Source organism: Pseudomonas sp. NFIX10 (genome assembly GCF_900111955.1).
In the GTDB taxonomy this organism is placed as follows: domain Bacteria; phylum Pseudomonadota; class Gammaproteobacteria; order Pseudomonadales; family Pseudomonadaceae; genus Aquipseudomonas; species Aquipseudomonas fluorescens_AA.
The window spans coordinates 84,004-104,048 of record NZ_FOKH01000004.1 but is presented as its reverse complement, the minus strand read 5'-3'; the positions used below and the strand labels follow the sequence as shown (position 1 = coordinate 104,048).

Annotated in this window: 13 protein-coding genes; 10 read left to right on the top strand and 3 right to left on the bottom strand. The window is 62.4% G+C overall.

Annotation, left to right across the window (positions count from 1 at the left end; genetic code table 11):
* Window positions 1-41 precede the first annotated feature (41 nt).
* Together BM321_RS05255 and BM321_RS05250 are read right to left on the bottom strand one after the other, a co-directional pair.
* Entirely contained in the window at window positions 42-320 is a 279-nt protein-coding gene (locus BM321_RS05255) for a DUF1652 domain-containing protein (protein WP_003201764.1), read from the bottom strand.
* Between the two features lie 193 nt (window positions 321-513).
* On the bottom strand, window positions 514-1,977 hold the full coding sequence (locus tag BM321_RS05250) for an MFS transporter (protein WP_092441771.1): 1,464 nt from the start codon (window positions 1,975-1,977) through the stop codon (window positions 514-516).
* Window positions 1,978-2,108: 131 nt separating this feature from the next.
* On the opposite strand from BM321_RS05250, the gene BM321_RS05245 reads away from it, so the two are divergent.
* The 8 genes from BM321_RS05245 to BM321_RS05210 all read left to right on the top strand — a co-directional run bounded on the left by BM321_RS05245 (window position 2,109) and on the right by BM321_RS05210 (window position 15,260).
* Window positions 2,109-3,005: a LysR family transcriptional regulator gene (locus tag BM321_RS05245; RefSeq protein WP_092441770.1), complete on the top strand. Its 897-nt coding sequence runs from the start codon at window positions 2,109-2,111 to the stop codon at window positions 3,003-3,005.
* Window positions 3,006-3,345: 340 nt separating this feature from the next.
* On the top strand, window positions 3,346-4,800 hold the full coding sequence (locus tag BM321_RS05240; RefSeq protein ID WP_092441769.1) for a serralysin family metalloprotease: 1,455 nt from the start codon (window positions 3,346-3,348) through the stop codon (window positions 4,798-4,800).
* 115 nt (window positions 4,801-4,915) lie between these two features.
* Complete coding sequence (locus BM321_RS05235; protein ID WP_256573373.1) at window positions 4,916-5,341, top strand: AprI/Inh family metalloprotease inhibitor; 426 nt, start codon at window positions 4,916-4,918, stop codon at window positions 5,339-5,341.
* A gap of 151 nt (window positions 5,342-5,492) precedes the next feature.
* A complete protein-coding gene (locus BM321_RS05230; protein WP_092441768.1) occupies window positions 5,493-7,271 on the top strand; it encodes a type I secretion system permease/ATPase in 1,779 nt (592 codons plus the stop codon).
* Window positions 7,268-8,602: an HlyD family type I secretion periplasmic adaptor subunit gene (locus BM321_RS05225; protein ID WP_092441767.1), complete on the top strand. Its 1,335-nt coding sequence runs from the start codon at window positions 7,268-7,270 to the stop codon at window positions 8,600-8,602. Before BM321_RS05230 ends, BM321_RS05225 begins: the two co-directional genes overlap by 4 nt.
* Window positions 8,603-8,616: 14 nt before the next feature.
* Window positions 8,617-9,966, top strand: coding sequence for a TolC family outer membrane protein (locus BM321_RS05220; protein WP_092441766.1), 1,350 nt, complete (start codon window positions 8,617-8,619; stop codon window positions 9,964-9,966).
* A 249-nt stretch (window positions 9,967-10,215) separates the two neighbouring features.
* Window positions 10,216-13,236 (top strand): autotransporter serine protease, encoded by a 3,021-nt coding sequence (locus tag BM321_RS05215; RefSeq protein WP_256573377.1) that lies wholly within the window; start codon window positions 10,216-10,218, stop codon window positions 13,234-13,236.
* Between the two features lie 170 nt (window positions 13,237-13,406).
* A complete protein-coding gene (locus tag BM321_RS05210) occupies window positions 13,407-15,260 on the top strand; it encodes a polyurethane esterase (RefSeq protein ID WP_092441764.1) in 1,854 nt (617 codons plus the stop codon).
* Between the two features lie 245 nt (window positions 15,261-15,505).
* On the opposite strand, the gene BM321_RS05205 is transcribed toward BM321_RS05210, so the two are convergent.
* The gene (locus BM321_RS05205; protein ID WP_092326704.1) at window positions 15,506-15,730 is read right to left on the bottom strand and encodes a YgdI/YgdR family lipoprotein; all 225 of its coding nucleotides are present in this window, start codon (window positions 15,728-15,730) and stop codon (window positions 15,506-15,508) included.
* A gap of 223 nt (window positions 15,731-15,953) precedes the next feature.
* Here BM321_RS05205 and BM321_RS05200 point away from each other — a divergent pair, with 223 nt between their 5' ends.
* On the top strand, window positions 15,954-17,690 hold the full coding sequence (locus tag BM321_RS05200) for a VRR-NUC domain-containing protein (RefSeq protein WP_092441763.1): 1,737 nt from the start codon (window positions 15,954-15,956) through the stop codon (window positions 17,688-17,690).
* Window positions 17,687-20,029, top strand: coding sequence for an ATP-dependent DNA helicase (locus BM321_RS05195; RefSeq protein ID WP_092441762.1), 2,343 nt, complete (start codon window positions 17,687-17,689; stop codon window positions 20,027-20,029). The genes BM321_RS05200 and BM321_RS05195 overlap by 4 nt, the downstream gene beginning before the upstream one ends.
* Window positions 20,030-20,045 lie beyond the last annotated feature (16 nt).

Below are 20,045 nucleotides of genomic sequence, written 5' to 3'. Positions count from 1 at the left end.
GAGAGGAAGGCGCCGCTTTCAAATGGTAAGCACTGTTCCTGTCAGGAAGCGAACCGCCGTAACCCCACCGGTGGCACGAACGCTTCCAGCTCGGCCTCCACCGCCTCGATTATTCGTTCCACATCCGGCGCATTCATCACTGTCGCGCAGGGGATCCCTGCAATGGCGATCATCGTCTCGCCGCTGGCACGGTCGAATAGCCGGGCAACCATACTGCCAGGCGCATCCATGCTCGCTTCGAATCCCATGGGATGGAAGTGCCAGCGCATCAACTGGCAAGCGTTGGGGAACGTAACCTTGCTGAAAGATCCTTTATTCATGTGTTGCCCGCCGTCTTCAATCGAGCGCTTCCTTTTGCTCATGTCAGGAAGGAAGAGCCATCATGGCTCTACCAGTGAGAACTAAAAATAGCACCTGAAAATGAAGCTCATGTGGATTTTTTCAGTCCGTTTTGCGATTGGTTCAGTTTTTTTGATTTGGATCACGACTTAAGCGGTAATGCTCAGAATGCCATCACCCTTGGCCGGGCGTGTCCTCGACTTCGTTCAACCGCTCTGGCACGCGACATTTCAAGGCAATGACCACGGTCAGGACCGCCATCGCCAGGGCGGCGGCGAAGGTGGTGTGCAGGCCGTTCGTCACGGCCTCGGGGCTGGCGCGGGTGATGTCATTCGTCGCCGCTGCGGTTGCAAACACCGCGCCGAGCACCGAGGCCCCAGTGAAGAAACCCAGGTTGCGCGACAAGTTGAGCAGCCCGGCGATGACGCCTCGCCTTTGGGCGGCCACATCGGCCATGACGGCCGTGTTGTTGGCGGTCTGGAAAAACGCATAGCCCAGGGTCGTTACTACGATGGCGCTGAGGTAGCCGGCGCCGCCAAGAGCAGGGGGAACCAGTGACAGCATCAGGCAGCCGAGGGCCATGGTCGCCAGGCCGGCGAGCCGCATGGGTTGCACACCGAACCGACCCGCCAGGCGTCCGGCAGGCACTCCGGCCAGTGCCGCGACGGTCGGCCCTGTCGCCAGCGCCAACCCGACGAAGGTCGCTGGCAGTCCGAGGGTGATGGACAAGTAAAAAGGCCCGACCAGCAGCGTCGCCATCATGATCGTTGCGACCAGGGCGCTCGTCGCCAGGCCCGAGACCAATGACTTGTCGCGAAACACGGCCAAGGGAATCAGCGGCGACACGGCCCGGGACTGGACCCGAACGAACAGCCCGCCGCCCACCAGCGCGGCCAGTAGCAGCGCAATGTTCAACCCGCCAAAGCTCCCGCGCCCGACGGTCATGGCCAAGGCATAGGCGGCGAGCGTCAACGCCAACAGCACCGTGCCGGTGATATCGAAGCGAATCGTTTGCGCCTTCAGCGGCACTTGCCGCACCGGTAGCGAGTACCACGCCAGCCATAACGTCAGCAGGCCGAGGGGGATGTTGACCAGGAACAAGGCCTGCCAACCGAACCCACTGATCAGCAGGCCGCCAGAAGATGGTCCAAGGGCCGTGCCCACCGCCGACAGCGTTGCCAGCAGCCCCATGGCGCTGGCGGTTTTTTCCTGGGCGACCGTGTCGCCGACCAGGGCCAGGGTCAACGTCATCATGATAGCGGCCCCCAGGCCTTGCAGCGCCCGACCTGCAATCAGCAGCCAAAGCGAAGGGGCCAGGCCGCAAAGCAGCGAAGCCAAGGTGAACAAGGCAATGCCGGCCAACAGCAGCTTGCGACGGCCCATCAGGTCACCCAAGCGGCCGACGCTGACAATCAGCGTGGTCATGGCGAGCAGATAGGCCAGCACCACCCATTGGACCTGCTGGAAGGAGGTGTCGAGGGCCTGGGCCAGCGCCGGCAGCGCCACGGCGGCCACACTGGCCCCCAGGGAGGCCAACAGCGTCGAGAGTGCAAGGCTGGCCAGGGCCCAACGCGGTGAAGAGAACAGGTTTGCGGGTGCGGTTGCCGGTCGACTGGGTTGCGTGTTGGTGGGTTTCATCGTTTCACCTGTATCCGTGGCGCTCGAAATGGCGCTGTCGAAACGTTACAACCCGGCATAACATGGCGGAAGACGCAGCACTTGCAGGTTATAGCTGAGCCAGACGCCATCTATTGAATCGAGACTTCGCCATGTCTTCGCCGGATCTCAATCTACTCGTCACCCTCGATGTGCTGCTCTCGGAAGGCAGCGTGGCCCGCGCCGCCCGACGGCTGCGGCTCAGCCCGTCGGCCATGAGCCGGGCGCTGGCGCGATTGCGGGAAACCACCGGTGACCCGCTGTTGGTTCGGGCCGGGCGAGGGCTGGTGCCGACACCCCGTGCGCTGGAGTTGCGTGAACAGGTCAGTCAGTTGGTGCAGCAGGCCCAGGCGGTACTGCGCCCGGTGACCACGCCGGATCTCGGGCGCTTGAGCCGTACCTTCACGCTGCGCACCCGCGAGGGATTCGTGGAAAACTTTGCCATCGACCTGATCGCCCGTATTCACGAGCAAGCGCCGGGTGTGCGGTTGCGCTTCATGGAAAAGACCGACCGGGACAGCACGGCGCTTCGCGAAGGCACCGTGGACCTGGAGACCGCCGTCGTGGACAAGGACACCAGCCCGGAGTTGCGAACCCAGGCGTTGTTCAGCGACCGTTTGATTGGCGTGGTGCGCATGGGTCACCCGCTGAGCCATGCGGCGGTGAGCGCCGCCGGCTATGCGGCGGGTGGGCATGTCGGGGTCTCGATGCGTGGGTTGGACCATGGCCTTATCGACCAGGCCCTGTCGGCACTGAAGCTGTCCCGGGAAATCGTCACCACCGTGCCAGGTTTTTCCTCGGCGCTGGGGCTGGCCCGCGCCAGCGACCTGATCGCCAGCGTACCCGAGCGCTACACCACCAGCCTGCGGATCGGTCTGCACAGTTTCGCGCTACCGGTCTCGGTGCCTGGGTTCACGATCGCCATGCTCTGGCATCCGCGAATGGACGCCGACCCCGTGCATCGCTGGTTTCGAGGTTGCTTACGGGAAGTGTGCGCAAGTAAAGCGTAGAGGCTTAGTAGATATTCATTAATAGCACTTCGCTGGCATTTAGTTGGCGAAAGTGCGACGTCGTTCGCAAATGACTAGTTATCGATATTTAATATTTAAATAGAGTTTTGTCCGACAATCTGCAACTCGGGCAGTTGAGCGTGCGCACTAGCCAGGTAGAAACCTATTGTTTATGGGCGTTAAGGGGCAGGGCATGAAATTGAACGAAAAAAATGACTAGACGTTTGATTTCCAATTGTGTCAGGTTTCTTGCGTCCTCATTGGGCGAGTGATAGGACGATCTCGCCAGAGATCGCCTGTCTGACTAAATTGTTCCATTTGCAAACAAGGAAGTGTGTTTATGTCGAAAGTCAAAAACAGCGCTATCGATTCTGCCGAACAACTGCTCTGGGCGCCGCAACTGGCGGCTCCCAGTAATGCGTTCAACCAGATCAATAGCTTCAGCCACCTATACGACCGCGGCGGTAACCTGACCGTCAACGGTAAACCGTCGTACTCCGTCGACGAGGCGGCCACGCAGTTGCTGCGCGACGGCGCGGCTTACCAGGACCGGGACGGCAGCGGCAAGATCGAGCTGACCTATACCTTCCTGACGTCTGCCTCTTCCAGCACCATGAACAAACATGGGATCAGCGGCTTCAGCCAGTTCAGCGCCCAGCAGAAAGGCCAGGCCGCCCTGGCCATGCAATCCTGGGCGGACGTGGCCAATGTCACCTTCACCGAAAAAGCCAGCGGTGGCGATGCTCACATGACCTTCGGCAACTACAGCGGCGGCCAGGATGGCGCGGCGGCGTTCGCTTATCTGCCGGGGACAGGCGCCGGTTATGACGGGACGTCCTGGTACCTGATCAACAGCAGCTACACCCAGAACAAGAACCCGGACCTGAACAACTACGGCCGCCAGACCCTGACCCACGAAATCGGTCACACCCTCGGCCTGGCCCACCCGGGTGACTACAACGCTGGCGAAGGCAGCCCCACCTACGATGACGCCACCTATGGCCAGGATACCCGTGGCTACAGCGTCATGAGCTACTGGAGCGAAAGCAATACCAACCAGAACTTCAGCAAGGGCGGCGTCGAAGCCTACGCTTCGGGTCCGCTGATGGATGACATCGCCGCGATCCAGAAACTCTACGGCGCCAACACCTCGACCCGTACCGGCGACTCGACCTACGGTTTCAACTCCAACACCGGGCGCGATTTTCTCAGTGCCGCTTCGTCGTCGGACAAAGTGGTCTTTTCGGTATGGGATGCGGGCGGCCGCGATACCCTGGATTTCTCCGGGTTCACCCAGAACCAGAAGATCAACCTCAATGACGCCTCGTTCTCTGACGTGGGTGGCATGGTGGGTAACGTGTCCATCGCCAAGGGTGCCGTCATCGAAAATGCCATCGGCGGCTCGGGCAGCGACCTGTTGATCGGCAACTCGGTGGCCAACGAGCTCAAGGGCGGTGCCGGCAACGATATCCTGTGGGGCGCCGGTGGTGCGGACAAGCTCTGGGGCGGCTCGGGTTCGGACACCTTCGTGTTCGCCGCCAGTTCCGATTCGCGGCCGGGGGCAACCGACCAGATCCTCGATTTCGTCAGCGGCCTGGACAAGATCGACCTGACCGGCATCACCAAGGGCGCGGGCCTGCATTTCGTCAACGCCTTCACCGGTGCGGCGGGCGATGCGGTGCTGTCGACGTCGGGTGGCAACAGCCTGCTGTCGGTGGACTTCTCCGGGCACGGCGTGGCTGACTTCCTGGTCAGCACCGTTGGCCAGGCGGTGGCCTCGGATATCGTGGCGTAATGCTGAAACCCCTGTAGGAACTGCCGCAGGCTGCGATCTTTCAAGTGGTAGGGGAACGATCGCAGCCTCGCTTCGCTCGACAGTGCCTACAGGGACCCCGGCGAGGATCAAGCGAATGCGTAGAAAATCGATGCCCTGTAGCGTTCAGGCAACCGCCGGGTTGCTCGCTACGCTGATGATGTTTTGTGGAGAAGTCGCCATGGCGCGCAGCCTGTTGTTAGCAGAACCCTCGCAGTTGGCCGGTCAGTGGCTGGCCGTTTTGTCGAGCCCGCAGGACACCGCGCAAAGCCAGGCGATGCAGGACAAACCGTCCAACACTTGCCTTGTCGAGCTCAAGGCGGACCAGACCCTTAGTGGACAAACCGAGTGCCTGGGTCACTGGCTGGGGGATGAACCGGTCCATTGGTTTACCGAACCCGATGGTCTTTCCCTGATCGGTAAGCAAGACTCCAGAACGCATCTGGGGTTGCGCCAGGAACATCATTATCAAATGACCCTGAAATCCGGTTTGATACTTAGACTTGAACGGAATAAGCCCTAGAGCGCTCATTAACGAGTTCGTACAGTTGCGCAATGATTGAAATACGCTTGTTCAAACAGGCGTGCGTGTCGGTGTGGACCGAATAAAGAAAAAGATGGGTCAGTTGAACTGACGGCCAGTTCGCTGGCGAAGCCAACAACAAGGAAGGTTCATGAACAAGGCAAGGAGCGCTGCCTCGGCGCCGCTGTTTAAAGCGCTGGGCGATTATAAAAGTATTCTGATCAGTGTCGGTTGTTTTACCGCGCTGATTAACGTCTTGATGCTCGCGCCTTCGATTTATATGCTGCAAGTGTATGACCGCGGGCTGTCATCACAGAACGAAACTACCCTGGTGATGTTGTCGCTGATGGTAGTGGGTTTCTTTGTGTTCATCGGGCTGCTGGAAATGGTGCGCAGCTTCGTGGTTATCCGCATCGGCAGCCAGTTGGAAAGACGCTTCAACCTTCAGGTGTACCGGGCCGCCTTCGAGCGCAATCTGCGCCAAGGTGAAGGCAACGCCGGGCAATCCCTGGGCGACCTCACGCATATTCGCCAATTCCTCACCGGCCCGGCGCTGTTCGCGTTCTTCGACGCGCCCTGGTTTCCCGTCTATCTGCTGGTGATCTACCTGTTCAACGTGTGGCTCGGCGTATTCGCCACCGTCGGCACGCTTCTGCTGATCGGCCTGGCCTGCCTGAACGAAGCCATGACCAAAAAGCCGTTGGGGCAGGCCAGCGTCTACTCGCAACAGTCCAGTCAATTGGCCACCAGCCATTTGCACAACGCCGAAACGATCCAGGCCATGGGCATGCTCGCGGCGCTGCGCAGCCGCTGGTTTGCCGTGCACTCGCGCTTTCTCGGCCTGCAAAACCAGGCCAGCGATACCGGCGCGGTGATCAGTTCCCTGAGCAAGACCCTGCGTCTGTGCCTGCAATCACTGGTGCTGGGCCTGGGCGCATTGCTGGTGATCAAGGGCGACATGACCGCCGGGATGATGATTGCCGGGTCGATCCTGATGGGACGGGTGTTGAACCCCATCGATCAGTTGATTGCCGTGTGGAAGCAGTGGAGCGGCGCCAAGCTGGCTTACCGCCGTCTCGATGCGCTGTTGCAGGCGTTTGCGCCCCAGGACGACGGCATGACACTGCCAGCGCCCAAGGGCCAAGTGAGCTTTGAACACGTGAGCGCCGGCCCACCGGGGCAACGCAACGCGACATTGCAGCAGGTCAGCTTCAGCCTGGCCGCCGGGGATGTACTGGGCGTGCTGGGGGCGTCCGGTTCCGGCAAGTCCACCCTGGCCCGGGTATTGGTGGGCGTGTGGCCGACCCTCGCCGGGACGGTGCGCCTCGACGGGGCTGACATTCATCGCTGGAATCGCGACCAGCTCGGCCCACACATCGGCTATCTGCCCCAGGACATCGAACTGTTCAGCGGCAGCATCGCCGAGAACATCGCCCGGTTTCGCCACGCCGATCCGCAGAAAGTCGTCACCGCCGCGCAACAGGCTGGGGTTCATGAGCTGATTCTGCGCCTGCCCCAGGGCTATGACACGGTGCTGGGGGAGGACGGCGGTGGTTTGTCCGGCGGGCAGAAGCAGCGGGTTGCGCTGGCCCGGGCGATGTACGACCGACCGAGCCTGGTGGTGCTCGATGAGCCCAACTCCAATCTCGACACGGTAGGCGAGGCCGCGCTCGCCGGTGCCATTGCGCAGATGAAGGCCCAGGGCACCAGCGTCGTGCTGGTGACCCATCGTTCATCGGCGCTGGCCCAGGCCGACAAACTGCTGGTGCTCAACGAAGGCCGGCTACAGGCTTTCGGGCCTAGCCAGGAAGTACTGCGGGCACTGTCCGGCCAATCGGAGGCACCCCAACGGGACCGTCCCCAGGCAACCCCCAACGGGCTGAGCATGAGTCGCCAGTACCAAGCTGCCAGCAAGCCGGGTGGCGCATGAACAAGGAATGCCAGATGAACCTCGAGCAGGCTCAAGACGTTGAGCGCCCGGAGCGCGACGCCCGTTTCTTCACCCGTATGGGCTGGATACTGGCGCTGGTGGGCGCCGGCAGTTTTTTCACTTGGGCCAGCCTGGCGCCGCTGGACCAAGGCATCCCCGTGCAAGGCACCGTGGTGGTTTCAGGCAAGCGCAAGGCCGTGCAATCGATGAGCAGCGGTGTGGTCAGCCGGATCCTGGTGCGCGAAGGCGAGGCGGTGAAGCAGGGCCAGCCGCTATTCCGCCTGGACCAGACCCAGGCCGACGCCGATGTGCAATCGCTACAGGCGCAGTATCGGATGACCTGGGCCAGCCTGGCGCGCTGGCAAAGCGAACGGGACAACCTGTCGCAGGTGAGTTTCCCGGCTGAGTTGAGTCGCGATCCCGATCCACGCCTGGCCCTGGTGCTCGAAGGCCAGCGACAACTGTTCAGCAGTCGCCGCGAAGCCTTCGCCCGTGAGCAAGCGGCGTTGCGCGCCAGCATCGAGGGCGCCACGGCGCAATTGGCCGGCATGCGTCGGGCCCGCGGCGACTTGACCGCCCAGGCCGAATCCCTGCGTTTGCAACTGGGCAACCTGCAGCCCTTGGCGGACAACGGCTACATCCCGCGCAACCGCCTGCTGGACTATCAGCGCCAGTTGTCGCAGGTGCAGCAGGAACTGGCGCAGAACAGTGGCGAAAGCGGGCGGGTGGAGCAGGGGATCGTCGAGTCGCGCCTGAAGTTGCAGCAGCACAACGAGGAATACCAGAAAGAAGTGCGCAGTCAGTTGGCCGACGCCCAGCTCAAGAGCGAAACCCTGCAACAGCAACTGAAATCCGCGGGGTTCGAGCTGCAACACAGCGAAATCCTCGCCACCGCTGACGGCATCGCCGTGAACCTGGGTGTGCACACCGAAGGCGCAGTGGTGCGCCAGGGCGACACCTTGCTGGAAATCGTCCCCCAGGGCACGCGGCTGGAGGTGGAAGGGCACCTGCCGGTGCACCTGATCGACAAGGTCGGCCCGCATTTGCCGGTGGACATTCTGTTTACCGCCTTCAACCAGAACCGTACGCCGCGGGTACCGGGGGAAGTCAGCCTGATTTCCGCCGACCAGATGCTCGATGAGAAGACCGGCACGCCGTATTACGTGCTGCGCAGCAGCGTCAGCGACGTGGCGATGGACAAGCTCAACGGTCTGGTGATCAAGCCCGGCATGCCGGCCGAAATGTTCGTACGGACCGGCGAGCGCTCGTTGCTCAACTACCTGTTCAAACCGCTGCTCGACCGAGCCGGCTCTGCGTTGACCGAAGAATAAGGATGTCCGGCGGTATGAAGCGTTTCTATTGGATGGCCGTGCTGGCTGTTTCCGTGTGCGGCAACGCCTGGGCCATGGGGCCCTTCGAGTTCTACGAGCAGGCCCTGCGCAATGACCCGGTCTACCTGGGCGCGATCAAGGAGCGCGATGCGGGCCTGGAGAACCGCGCCATCGGCCGAGCCGGGCTGTTGCCGCATTTGGGCTACAGCTACAACAAGGGCCGCAACCAATCCAAGGTCACGTACCTCAATGACCGTGGCGCCAGCCAGCATGACGATCGCAACTACAGCAGCTACGGCTCCAGCCTGACGCTGCAACAACCCTTGCTGGACTACGAAGCGTACGCGGCCTACCGAAAGGGCGTGGCCCAGGCATTGTTCGCCGACGAAAGTTTTCGGGACAAGAGCCAGGCGCTGTTGGTGCGGGTGCTGAGTCAGTACACCCAGGCGTTGTTCGCCCAGGATCAGATCGACATTGCCCAGGCCAAGAAAAAGGCGTTCGAGCAACAATTCCAGCAGAACGAACAGCTGTTTCGCCAGGGCGAAGGCACGCGCACCGACATCCTCGAGGCGCAGGCGCGCTATGAGCTGGCAATCGCCGAAGAAATCGAGGCGCGGGACGAGCAGGACGCCGCCTTGCGTGAGCTCGGCTCGCTGATAGGCGTCCCGACCCTGGATATCGGCGACCTGGCGCCTTTGCACGACACCTTCCAGACCTTTGCCTTGCAGCCGGCCAGTTTCGACACCTGGCACGAACTGGCGGTGAGCAACAACCCCAGCCTGGCGTCCCAGCGCCAGGCGGTGGATGTGGCGCGCTTCGAGGTCGAACGCAACCGCGCCGGACACCTGCCCAAGGTCAATGCCTACGCAACAATGCGCCAGAACGAATCGGAAAGTGGCAACACCTACAACCAACGCTACGACACCAACACCATCGGCCTGGAAGTCAGCGTGCCGCTGTATGCCGGCGGCGGTGTCTCGGCGTCGACCCGCCAGGCCAGTCGCAACATGGAACAGGCCGAATACGAGCTGGAGGCCAAGACCCGCGAGACGCTGATCGAACTGCGCCGTCAGTTCAACGCCTGCGTGTCGGGGATGAACAAACTGCGCGCCTACCAGAAAGCCCTCAGCTCCGCCGAAGCGCTGGTGGTATCGACCCGGCAAAGCATCCTCGGCGGCGAGCGGGTCAACCTCGACGCGCTCAATGCCGAGCAACAGCTCTACACCACCCGCCGCGACCTGGCCCAGGCCCGCTACGACTACCTCATGGCCTGGACCAAGCTGCATTACTACGCCGGCACCCTCGGCCCGCAGGACCTGGCGAAGGTGGATGAGGCGTTTGTGTCCCGGGCGCGCATTCAATGACCTGTGGCGAGGGGATTTATCCCCGCTGGGCTGCGAAGCGGCCCCACCCCAAACACCGTGTTCTTCCAGACAGACCCCGGGCCCTCAGGCGACTGCTTCGCAGTCGAGCGGGGATAAATCCCCTCGCCACAGAGGTGTTTACAACAATTGATAAAGCGCTACTAAGGATGGTTCGTGATGAAAATCGATAACAAAAAACAGCCCAGGCCGGCAGGTCGCCTGTTCCTTCTAAAGGCCCTCAACCACGCCATGCTCTGCGCACTGGCGACCTTGGGCACGGCCCAGGCGGCGCCTTATGTCGAGAGCGGCAGGGCGGGTGACCCGGACAGCTGGCGCAGCGGCGAATTCAACGCCGAATGGGGGTTAGGGGCGATCAACGCGCAGCAGGCCTACGCCGCCGGATACACCGGCAAGGGCGTCAAGCTGGGGATCTTCGACCAGCCGGTCTACGCGGCCCACCCGGAGTTCTCCGGCACCGGCAAAGTCGTGACCTTGGTCACCAGCGGCATTCGCGAATACACCGACCCCTACATCCCGGTGAAGGCCGGTGATCCGTTCCACTACGACGGTTCACCTACCGTCGGCTCGGACGGTAAGCTGGGGTCCCACGGCACCCATGTCGGCGGGATCGCCGCCGGCAGTCGCGATGGCAGCCCGATGCACGGCGTGGCGTTCGATGCGCAGATCATCAGCGCTGACAACGGCGACCCGGGGCCCGAGGACGGCATCATCCGGGGCAACGATGGCGCGGTGTACAAGGCCGGCTGGGACGCGTTGATCGGCAGCGGTGCACGGATCATCAACAACAGCTGGGGCATTGGCATCACCGATCGCTTCGACCAGGGCGGTCGCGATCCGGCGTTCCCGCACTTCACCGTGCAGGATGCGCAACTGCAATTCGATCAGATCAAACCCCTGCTGGGTACCAAGCCCGGCGGCGCCTACGAGGGGGCCATCGCGGCGGCCCGCAGCGGGATCGTGACGATCTTCGCCGCGGGCAATGACTACAACCTCAATAACCCCGATGCCATCGCGGGCCTGGCGTATTTCGTCCCGGACATCGCGCCGAACTGGCTCACCGTGGCGGCGCTGCAGGTCAACCCGGACACCGCCAGCGCCAATCCACACACCATCAGTACCTTTTCCTCGCGCTGTGGCTACACCGCCAGTTTCTGCGTGTCGGCACCGGGCACCCGGGTCTACAGCGCCGTGATCGGCGGCACCCGTGCCGACGACCTGACCGTGGGCTACGCCAACAAGAGCGGCACGTCCATGGCCGCGCCCCATGTCGCTGGCAGCGTGGCGGTATTGATGGAGCGTTTTCCCTACATGACCGGCGCCCAGGTCGCGAGCGTGCTGCGTACCACCGCCACCGACATGGGCGCGCCGGGCGTCGATTCGTTGTATGGCTGGGGCATGATCAACCTTGGCAAGGCCATCGACGGGCCGTCGATGCTGGTGACCGATCAGGATATCCCCGCGGAGTTTCGCATCGATGGCGCCTATGGTTCCGGTCAGTTCGTGGCGGACTTGCCGGGCATCGGCGCGATCATCGATGCGGGCAAACCCACGGAACGGCTGTGCAGTGGCATCCAATGTGGCCTGGACGTTTGGCGCAACGACATCGCCGGTCACGGCGGGCTGACCAAGGAAGGCATCGGCACCCTGGTGCTCACCGGCGAAAACACCTACAGCGGGCCGACCCTGGTCAATCAAGGGCGACTGGCGATCAATGGCTCGCTGGCATCGGCGGTTACCGTCAACGACGGCGGCATTCTCGGCGGCAATGGGCGCATCGCCAGTCTGACCGCCAGCCGCGGCGGCAGCGTGGCGCCGGGCAATTCCATCGGCACCCTGCAAGTGGCCGGCGACGTGACGTTCCAACCCGGTTCGAACTACGCGGTGGAAGTCTCGCCCACCTCCAGCGACCTGATCGTGGCGGGCGGCAAGGCGTCCATCGATGGGGCGACGGTGTCGCTGTCCTTGGAAAACAGCCCGACGCTGCTGACGGCTGGGGAAGTGAAAAGCCTGCTGGGTAGGCAGTTCAATATCTTGCAGGCCGCCGGTGGCATCGATGGGCGTTTCGCGCAAGTTTTGCCCAACTACGCGTTTCTGGGGGGCGACCTGGCGTACAGCGCCAACGGCATTCAACTGGCGGTCGAGCGTAACGACGCGTCATTTGCCAGCCTCGGCTTGACGCCCAACCAGCGTTCAGTGGCCACTGCCGCCGAGCGATTGGGCGCGGGCAACGGGTTGTACGAGGCCTTGCTGCTGGCGCCCAGCTCCGCCGTGGCACAGCAGGCGTTCCAGCAGTTGTCCGGTGAAATCCATCCGGCCATCGGTACGCTACTGATCAATGACAGCCGTCAATTGCGCGACGCCGTGGCTGATCGCCTGCGCCAGGACGCGCTCTACGACGCCGGTACGCCGCCCGACGCCAGCAGCAATGCCTGGTTCAAGGTGCTGGGGGCTTGGGGCAAGAACGAGGGTGGGCATGATCAAGCCAGTTCCACCAGCTCCATCGGTGGGTTGCTGGCCGGTGTCGATGGCCTGATCAGCGACCAGACACGCCTGGGTTTCGTCACCGGCTACAGCGACAGTTCGTTGAGCATGGGCGATGGCACCCATTCCTCGGCCAAGGCCGACAGCTATCACCTGGGTGCCTATCTGGGGCATGAGATCGACGCGCTGCGCCTGACCGTCGGCGGTGCCCACAGTTGGCATCGCATCGACGTCAAGCGTGACCTGCAATGGGGCGACGTCAGTGGCCGGGAGAAAACCAAGCGCGATGCCCGGACCACCCAGCTCTTCACCGAAGCGGCGTATCGCCTGGACGGGCAAGCGGTGGCCCTGGAACCGTTCGCCAACCTCGCTTATGTGCATCTGGACAGCGACAGTTTCCATGAGAAAGGCGACAACGCGGCCCTGCACGGTGGCGACGACCGCCGCGATGCTGTGCTCTCGACCCTGGGCGTGCGGGCCAGCCGCACCCTGGCACTGGCGGATCGACAGCAACTGCAGCTGTCCGGCTCCCTCGGTTGGCAGCACAACCTGAGCCATACCACGTCCGAACAGGACCTGGCCTTCGCCGGCGTCAGCAACACCTTCGCGGTGCAGAGCGTGTCCATGGACCGTAACGCCGCCGTGGTCGGCGCCCGTGCGGGGCTTGCGGTCGCCAAGGATGTGCGGGTCAACCTCGACTACAACGGCCTGATCGGCTCCAGGGATAAAACCCACGGCGTGGGCCTGACCCTGGATTGGCAGTTCTAACCATGAAGAAGGGGCTGGACATGCCCCTGTGGCGAGGGAGCTTGCTCCCGCTGGAGTGCGCAGCGCTCCCCAGGGCGGCTGCTACGCACCCGAGCGGGAGCAAGCTCCCTCGCCACAGAAACTGTACCTCCCGGTTCTAGCATTCCAACAACAAAAAGAGAGCAACAACCATGGGTATCTACGACTACAAGAACCTCGGCACCGCCGAATCCAAGGCACTGGTCAGCGACGCAATGGCGATCATGCTGTACGCCTACCACAACCTCGACCACGGTTTTGCCGCCGGTTACCAGCACAACGGCTTCGGTGCCGGCTTGCCGGCGACCCTGGTCACCGCGCTGCTGGGAGGGACCGACTCCCAAGGGGTGATTCCCGGCGTGCCGTGGAACCCTGATTCGGAAAAACTGGCCCTGGAGGCGGTGCAGAAGGCTGGCTGGACGCCCATCAGCGCCACGCAACTGGGCTACGCCGGCAAGGTGGATGGTCGCGGGACGTTTTTTGGCGAAAAAGCCGGCTACACCACCGCGCAGGTCGAGATCCTCGGCAAGTACGACACCGCGGGTCACCTGCAGGAAATCGGTGTGTCGTTTCGCGGCACCAGCGGCCCTCGGGAAAACCTGATTGGCGATTCCATTGGCGACGTGATCAACGACCTGATGGCCGCCCTGGGGCCCAAGGACTTTGCGAAAAACTACGCCGGCGAAGCCTTTGGCAACCTGCTGGGGAACGTCGCGAAGTTTGCCCAGGCCCATGGCCTGACGGGCGCGGACGTGCTGGTCAGCGGCCACAGCCTGGGCGGGTTGGCGGTCAACAGCCTGGCGGACTTGAGCGCCAGCCAATGGTCGGGGTTCTATGCCGATGCCAACTACATCGCCTACGCTTCGCCGACCCAGAGCAGCACCGACAAGGTCTTGAACATCGGTTACGAGAACGATCCGGTGTTCCGCGCCCTGGATGGCTCGACGTTCAACCTCGCATCGGTGGGCGTGCATGATGGGCAACAGGCGTCGGCCACCAACAACATCGTCAGCTTCAACGACCACTACGCTTCGGCGGCATGGAACGTCTTGCCGTTTTCCATCCTCAACATCCCCACCTGGATTTCCCACCTGCCCAGCGGCTACAGCGATGGCATGGGCCGGATCATGGGCTCGGCGTTCTACGACCTCACCGAAAAAGACTCCACCATTATCGTTGCCAACCTGTCAGACCCCGCGCGGGCCAATACCTGGGTGCAAGACCTCAACCGCAACGCTGAAACCCATACCGGCAGCACATTCATCATCGGCAGCGACAGCAACGACCTGATCCAGGGCGGCCAGGGCAACGACTTTCTGGAAGGCCGTGCCGGCAACGACACCTTTCGCGATGGCGGTGGTTACAACGTGATATTGGGCGGGCAGGGCAGCAACAGCCTGCAACTGCAGCAGTCGGTGAAGGATTTCAGTTTCGCCCATGACGGGGCAGGGACGCTGTACCTGCGCGATGCCCATGGCGGGATCAGCATCACCCGCGACATCGGCACGCTGGTCAGTAAGGAGTCCGGGTTGTTCTGGGGGCTGCTCAAGGATGAGGTGAGCCACGGCGTCACCGTCGACGGCCTGGTGGCGGGCGGCAACCTGACGGCGTATGCGTCTTCGGTCAAGGGCAGTGCGGCCAACGACACCCTGGTGGCCAGCGCGAAGGGGGACTGGTTGTTCGGCCAGGACGGCAACGATGTGCTGGTGGGTGGCGCGGGTAACGACACCTTCGTCGGCGGTGCGGGCAACGACCTGATGCAATCGGGCGGTGGCAGCGACACCTTTCTTTTCAATGGTGCGTTCGGCCAGGATCGGATCAGCGGTTACAAGGCAGGGGACAAGCTGGTATTCCTCGGCGTACCCGGCGCCGGGGCGGGTCATGACTACAGTGAGCACCTGTCACAAGTGGGCAATGACACGCTGCTCAAGTTCGGTGACAGTTCCGTGACCCTGGTGGGGGTGAATATCGGTCAGGTGGGCGGCGAAGGGATCGTGTTCGCCTGAGTTCGCTATCGCGAGCAAGCTCGCTCCCACAGGGGTCCACAGGTGTACGCAGGATGTGTGTTCACCACCGGACCCTGTGGGAGCGGGCTTAACATTCAACATCATTGCAAACTGGCCCACCGCTTTCGCGAGCAAGCCCGCTCCCACAGGAATGGGGGGTGAATACAGGATTCTGCGAGCACCGGAAAATAAATGTGGGAGCGAGCTTGTTCGCGATGGTCGCCTGCCAGGCGAGTCACTGGAAATCAGTCTTCCTTGCGAATGGTCGCCACATCATCGGCGCGGACCCGGACTTTCCTGCCAGAAATATCCTCGAACTCGTAGAAACCGTCGGCGGTGCGGGTGTTAGGGGTGTCCTTGGTCAAATACTGGGTACCGTTTTGCAAGGTCACTACCGTGGGCGACGCGCAGCCAGCCAGAGCCATAAATGCCACGGCGACCAGGGACACGCCCAGAAACCTGATGTTCATAACCATAACCTCTCAATCAAAAGGACACGGAGCAACTGATTCGACCGCGCCATCACATTAGCTAACCGCCATTGGTCTCGCTTGCCGTAGGAAAGTTCATCGCTGGGTGAAGGATTTCACGTTAAATATAGGAGACCGTTCATCTTTTGCGGTTGCCTGAGGGGTTTACAGCTGTTATCTGTATGCATAACCAGTACCTCTGACACCTTTGGCGTTTCTTCCCGTGGCAACCCGCTCTTTCGACGATCCGTATTACTACCTGAACAACTTCCAGCAAGTGCTCGCGTGGTTGAGCCAGCGTTATGCGGACGTGCTCAGTCACGAAGAGCAGCGCTTCATCGACGATTTCGCAGCGCTGCCCCGTGCTTCCCAAGGCTTGTTGGTGCGTATGGTGATGCGCAAGGGCCTGCGGTTTCGTCATGGCAAGCTGAGTTACCCGGAGATCGGCGACATTGGCGCCGCCGTCGCGCCGCTATTGGCCCTGGGATGGGTCGAGGAACAGGCCCCCATCGGGCTCATTGAACTGTTCGACGTGCTGCTCAAGGCGGAAATCCTTCTGTGCCTGGGCCACCTGATCGAACAGCCCAAGGCGAAAAAGGCCGAATGGCTCCAGGCCCTGGATAATCACCCCAGCCCGCTCCAGCCTTTTCGTACCTGGTGTCCGCAGCTTGACGACCGCCTGTACAGCCTGACGATCATGCCTCTGTGCGACAGGCTGCGCTTGATGTTCTTTGGCAACCTCTACCAGGATTGGTCGGAATTCGTCCTGGCGGACCTGGGCATATTCACCTACGAAACCGTTGAGTTCAGCGCCGAGTCACGGGGCTTGCGCAGTCGCGCCGACGTCGATGCCTGCCTGTTCCTGCACGACTGCCAGCAGCGCTTCGAAGCCGGCGAACCCCCGGAAGATATCGTCGCCCAGGTCAACGAACTGTCCTTGGATAATCCGTGGCTGGAGCGACGCCGGGGCAAGTTGTTGTTCCAGATCGGCCAGCATGGCGAGCGTATCGGCGATTTCGCCTTGGCCTTGTGCATCTATCGCGATTGCACCTACCCGGGTGCGCGGCTGCGGATGGTCCGGGTATTGGAGCGAATCGGCGAGTATGCCCTGGCCTTGGAATTGGGCGAGGCGGCGGCGCAGACACCGCAAAGCGCTGCCGAAACCCAGGCCTTGCTTCGGATCGTGCCTCGCCTGCGGCGCAAGCTGGGCGGCCCGCCGGTGCCACGGGTCATGGCCCGGGAAGTGGAGCGCCTCGACCTGCATCTGCCGCGCGTCGATCCGGACTTGTCGGTGGAATACCACGTCCAGGCCCACCTGCATGATGAAACCGCGCCGGTGCATTACGTCGAGAACAGCCTGATCAATTCACTGTTCGGCCTGCTGTGCTGGCCGGCGATCTTCGCGCCGTTGCCGGGCGCGTTTTTCCACCCGTTCCAGCGCGGGCCGGTCGACCTGCTCAATGAGGATTTCCATGCCCGTCGCGCCGAGTTGTTCGCGGCCTGCCTGGCAGAGTTGGACGATGGCCGCTATCGGCAGACCATTGGTCGTCGTTACGTTGAGAAGTGGGGCGTGCAATCGCCTTTCGTGTTCTGGGGTGCGTTGTCCGAGCCCTTGCTGGAACAGGCCCTCGATTGCTTGCCGGCCGAGCACCTCAAGCACTGGTTCCAGCGCCTGCTGCTGGACATCAAGGCCAACCGCGCCGGCATGCCGGACCTGATCCAGTTCTGGCCGCAGCACAAGACTTACCGCATGATCGAAGTCAAAGGCCCCGGTGATCGCCTGCAAGACAACCAGCTGCGTTGGCTGGAGTTCTGTCACGAGCACCAGATGCCCGTCGCCGTTTGCTATGTGCAATGGGCAGCGTCTGCCATCGCGAGTGAGCTCGCTCCCACAGAAGACGAACCACCCCAGATCATCCATGGCAATGGCAGCGAGCTTGCCCGCGATGGGCGCACATGAGCCCGACACCCAGCTACAGCATCGCCGTGCGGGCGCTGTGTGAGTTCACCGCCAAGGTGGGCGACCTTGACCTGCGCTTCACCCCCTCGCCGACAGCCCTGGAAGGCATCGCCGGCCATCGCACCGTCGCCTCGCGGCGCACCGAGGGTTATCAGGCTGAAGTGGTCCTCGAAGGTCACTGGCAAACACTGACGGTCAAGGGGCGGGCCGACGGCTACGACCCGGTCCGCCAGTGCCTTGAAGAGGTGAAGACTTATCGGGGCGACCTGAGCAAACAGCCGGCCAACCATCGCCAGCTGCATTGGGCCCAGGCGAAAATCTATGGCTGGCTGATGTGCCAAAAGCTGCAGTTGCCGCACATCGACGTGGCCCTGGTGTATTTCGACATCGTCAGCGAAAAGGAAACCCGACTCACCCAACGCTTCGAGGCGGCCCAGTTGCAAGCTTTCTTCGAAGCACAATGCGCGCTGTTCCTGGCCTGGGCCGAGCAGGAAATGGCCCATCGACAGGCGCGTAACCTCGGCGCGCAGGCGCTGGTCTTCCCCCATGCGGGTTTCAGGCCCGGGCAACGGCACTTGGCCGAGTCGGTGTTCAAGGCAATCAGTACCGGCCGCTGCCTGATGGCCCAGGCGCCCACAGGCATCGGCAAGACCGTCGGCACCTTGTTCCCGATGCTCAAGGCTTTAGCGCCGCAGCAACTGGACAAGGTGTACTTTCTCACGGCGAAAACCCCGGGGCGCAAGCTGGCCCTGGATGCGGCGCGGGTGATTACCCACAGCGCGCCGTCGATGCCGTTGCGGGTGCTGGAAATGATCGCCCGGGACAAGGCCTGCGAGTACCCGGACAACGCCTGCCATGGCGAATCCTGCCCGCTGGCCCGTGGTTTCTATGATCGCCTGCCGGGTGCCCGAGCAGCGGCGAGCCGGGTTTCGTTGCTCGATCAGGCGGCATTGCGCGACATTGCATTGGCCCATGAGGTGTGCCCGTATTACCTCAGCCAGGAAATGGCCCGCTGGGCCGACGTGGTGGTGGCCGACTACAACTATTACTTCGACTTCAGCGCCTTGCTCTTTGGCCTGGCCCAGGCCAATGGCTGGACAGTCGCGACCCTGGTGGACGAGGCCCATAACCTGGTGGAGCGCGGACGGCAGATGTACAGCGCGACCCTTGACCAGGCCACGTTGAGCAGTGTGCGCAAAACCGCCCCCGAACCGCTGAAGAAATCCCTGGAGCGGGTCAATCGCCAGTGGAACGCCTTGCATGCGCCTCAGGTGGCGGCCTATCAGGCCTATGAAAAACTGCCGGAAAAGCTGCTCCAGGCCTTGGCCACCTGTACCACCGCCATCGGCGATTACCTCAACGATCACCCCCAGGGCCTGGACAGCGGCTTGCAGACGTTCTACTTCGACGCCTTGCAGTTTGGCCGGGTAGCGGAAGCCTTCGACGAACATTTTCTGTTCGACATCCACAAGCGCGAACTCGGCCGCCAGCGCAGCCTTTCGACGCTGTGCCTGCGCAACGTGGTGCCGGCCGCGTTCCTGCGGCCCAGGCTGACGGCGGCCCGCAGCACCGTGCTGTTTTCGGCGACCCTGAGCCCTCGACATTACTACGCGGACTTGCTGGGAACGCCGGGCGATACGGTGTGGATCGATGTCGAATCGCCGTTCAAGGCCGAGCAGTTGGACGTACAGGTGGTCAGCCGCATCTCCACGCGCTTTGCCCATCGCCAGGCGTCCTTGGAACCGATTGTCACGTTGATGGCCCGCCAGTTCAGCGAGCGCCCGGGCAACTACCTGGCCTTTTTCAGCAGTTTCGATTACTTGCAGCAAGTGGCCGGGCTGTTTGCCGAGCGGCACCCGCAGATAGCCCTCTGGACGCAATCGCGGGGCATGGGCGAAGCCTCCCGGCAGGCGTTTCTCGAACGATTCATGGAACACAGCCAGGGCATCGGCTTTGCGGTGTTGGGTGGCGCGTTCGGCGAAGGCATCGACTTGCCGGGTTCACGCCTGATCGGTGCGTTCATCGCCACCTTGGGGCTGGCGCAGTTCAACCCGGTCAATGAGCAGATGAAGCAACGCATGGCGGCGATCTTCGGCGATGGTTATGACTACGCTTATCTGTATCCCGGATTGCAGAAAGTCGTACAGGCGGCAGGCCGCGTAATCCGCACCCAACAGGATCGCGGGGTGGTGATGCTGATCGATGATCGGTTCGGCGAGGCCAGGGTGCAGCACTTATTGCCGCGTTGGTGGTCTGTCACCCAAGAGGCCCACAAATCCCCTTGTGGGAGCGAGCTTGCTCGCGATGGCAGACTGTCAGCCAGCATTGATGCAAACTGACCCACCGCTATCGCGA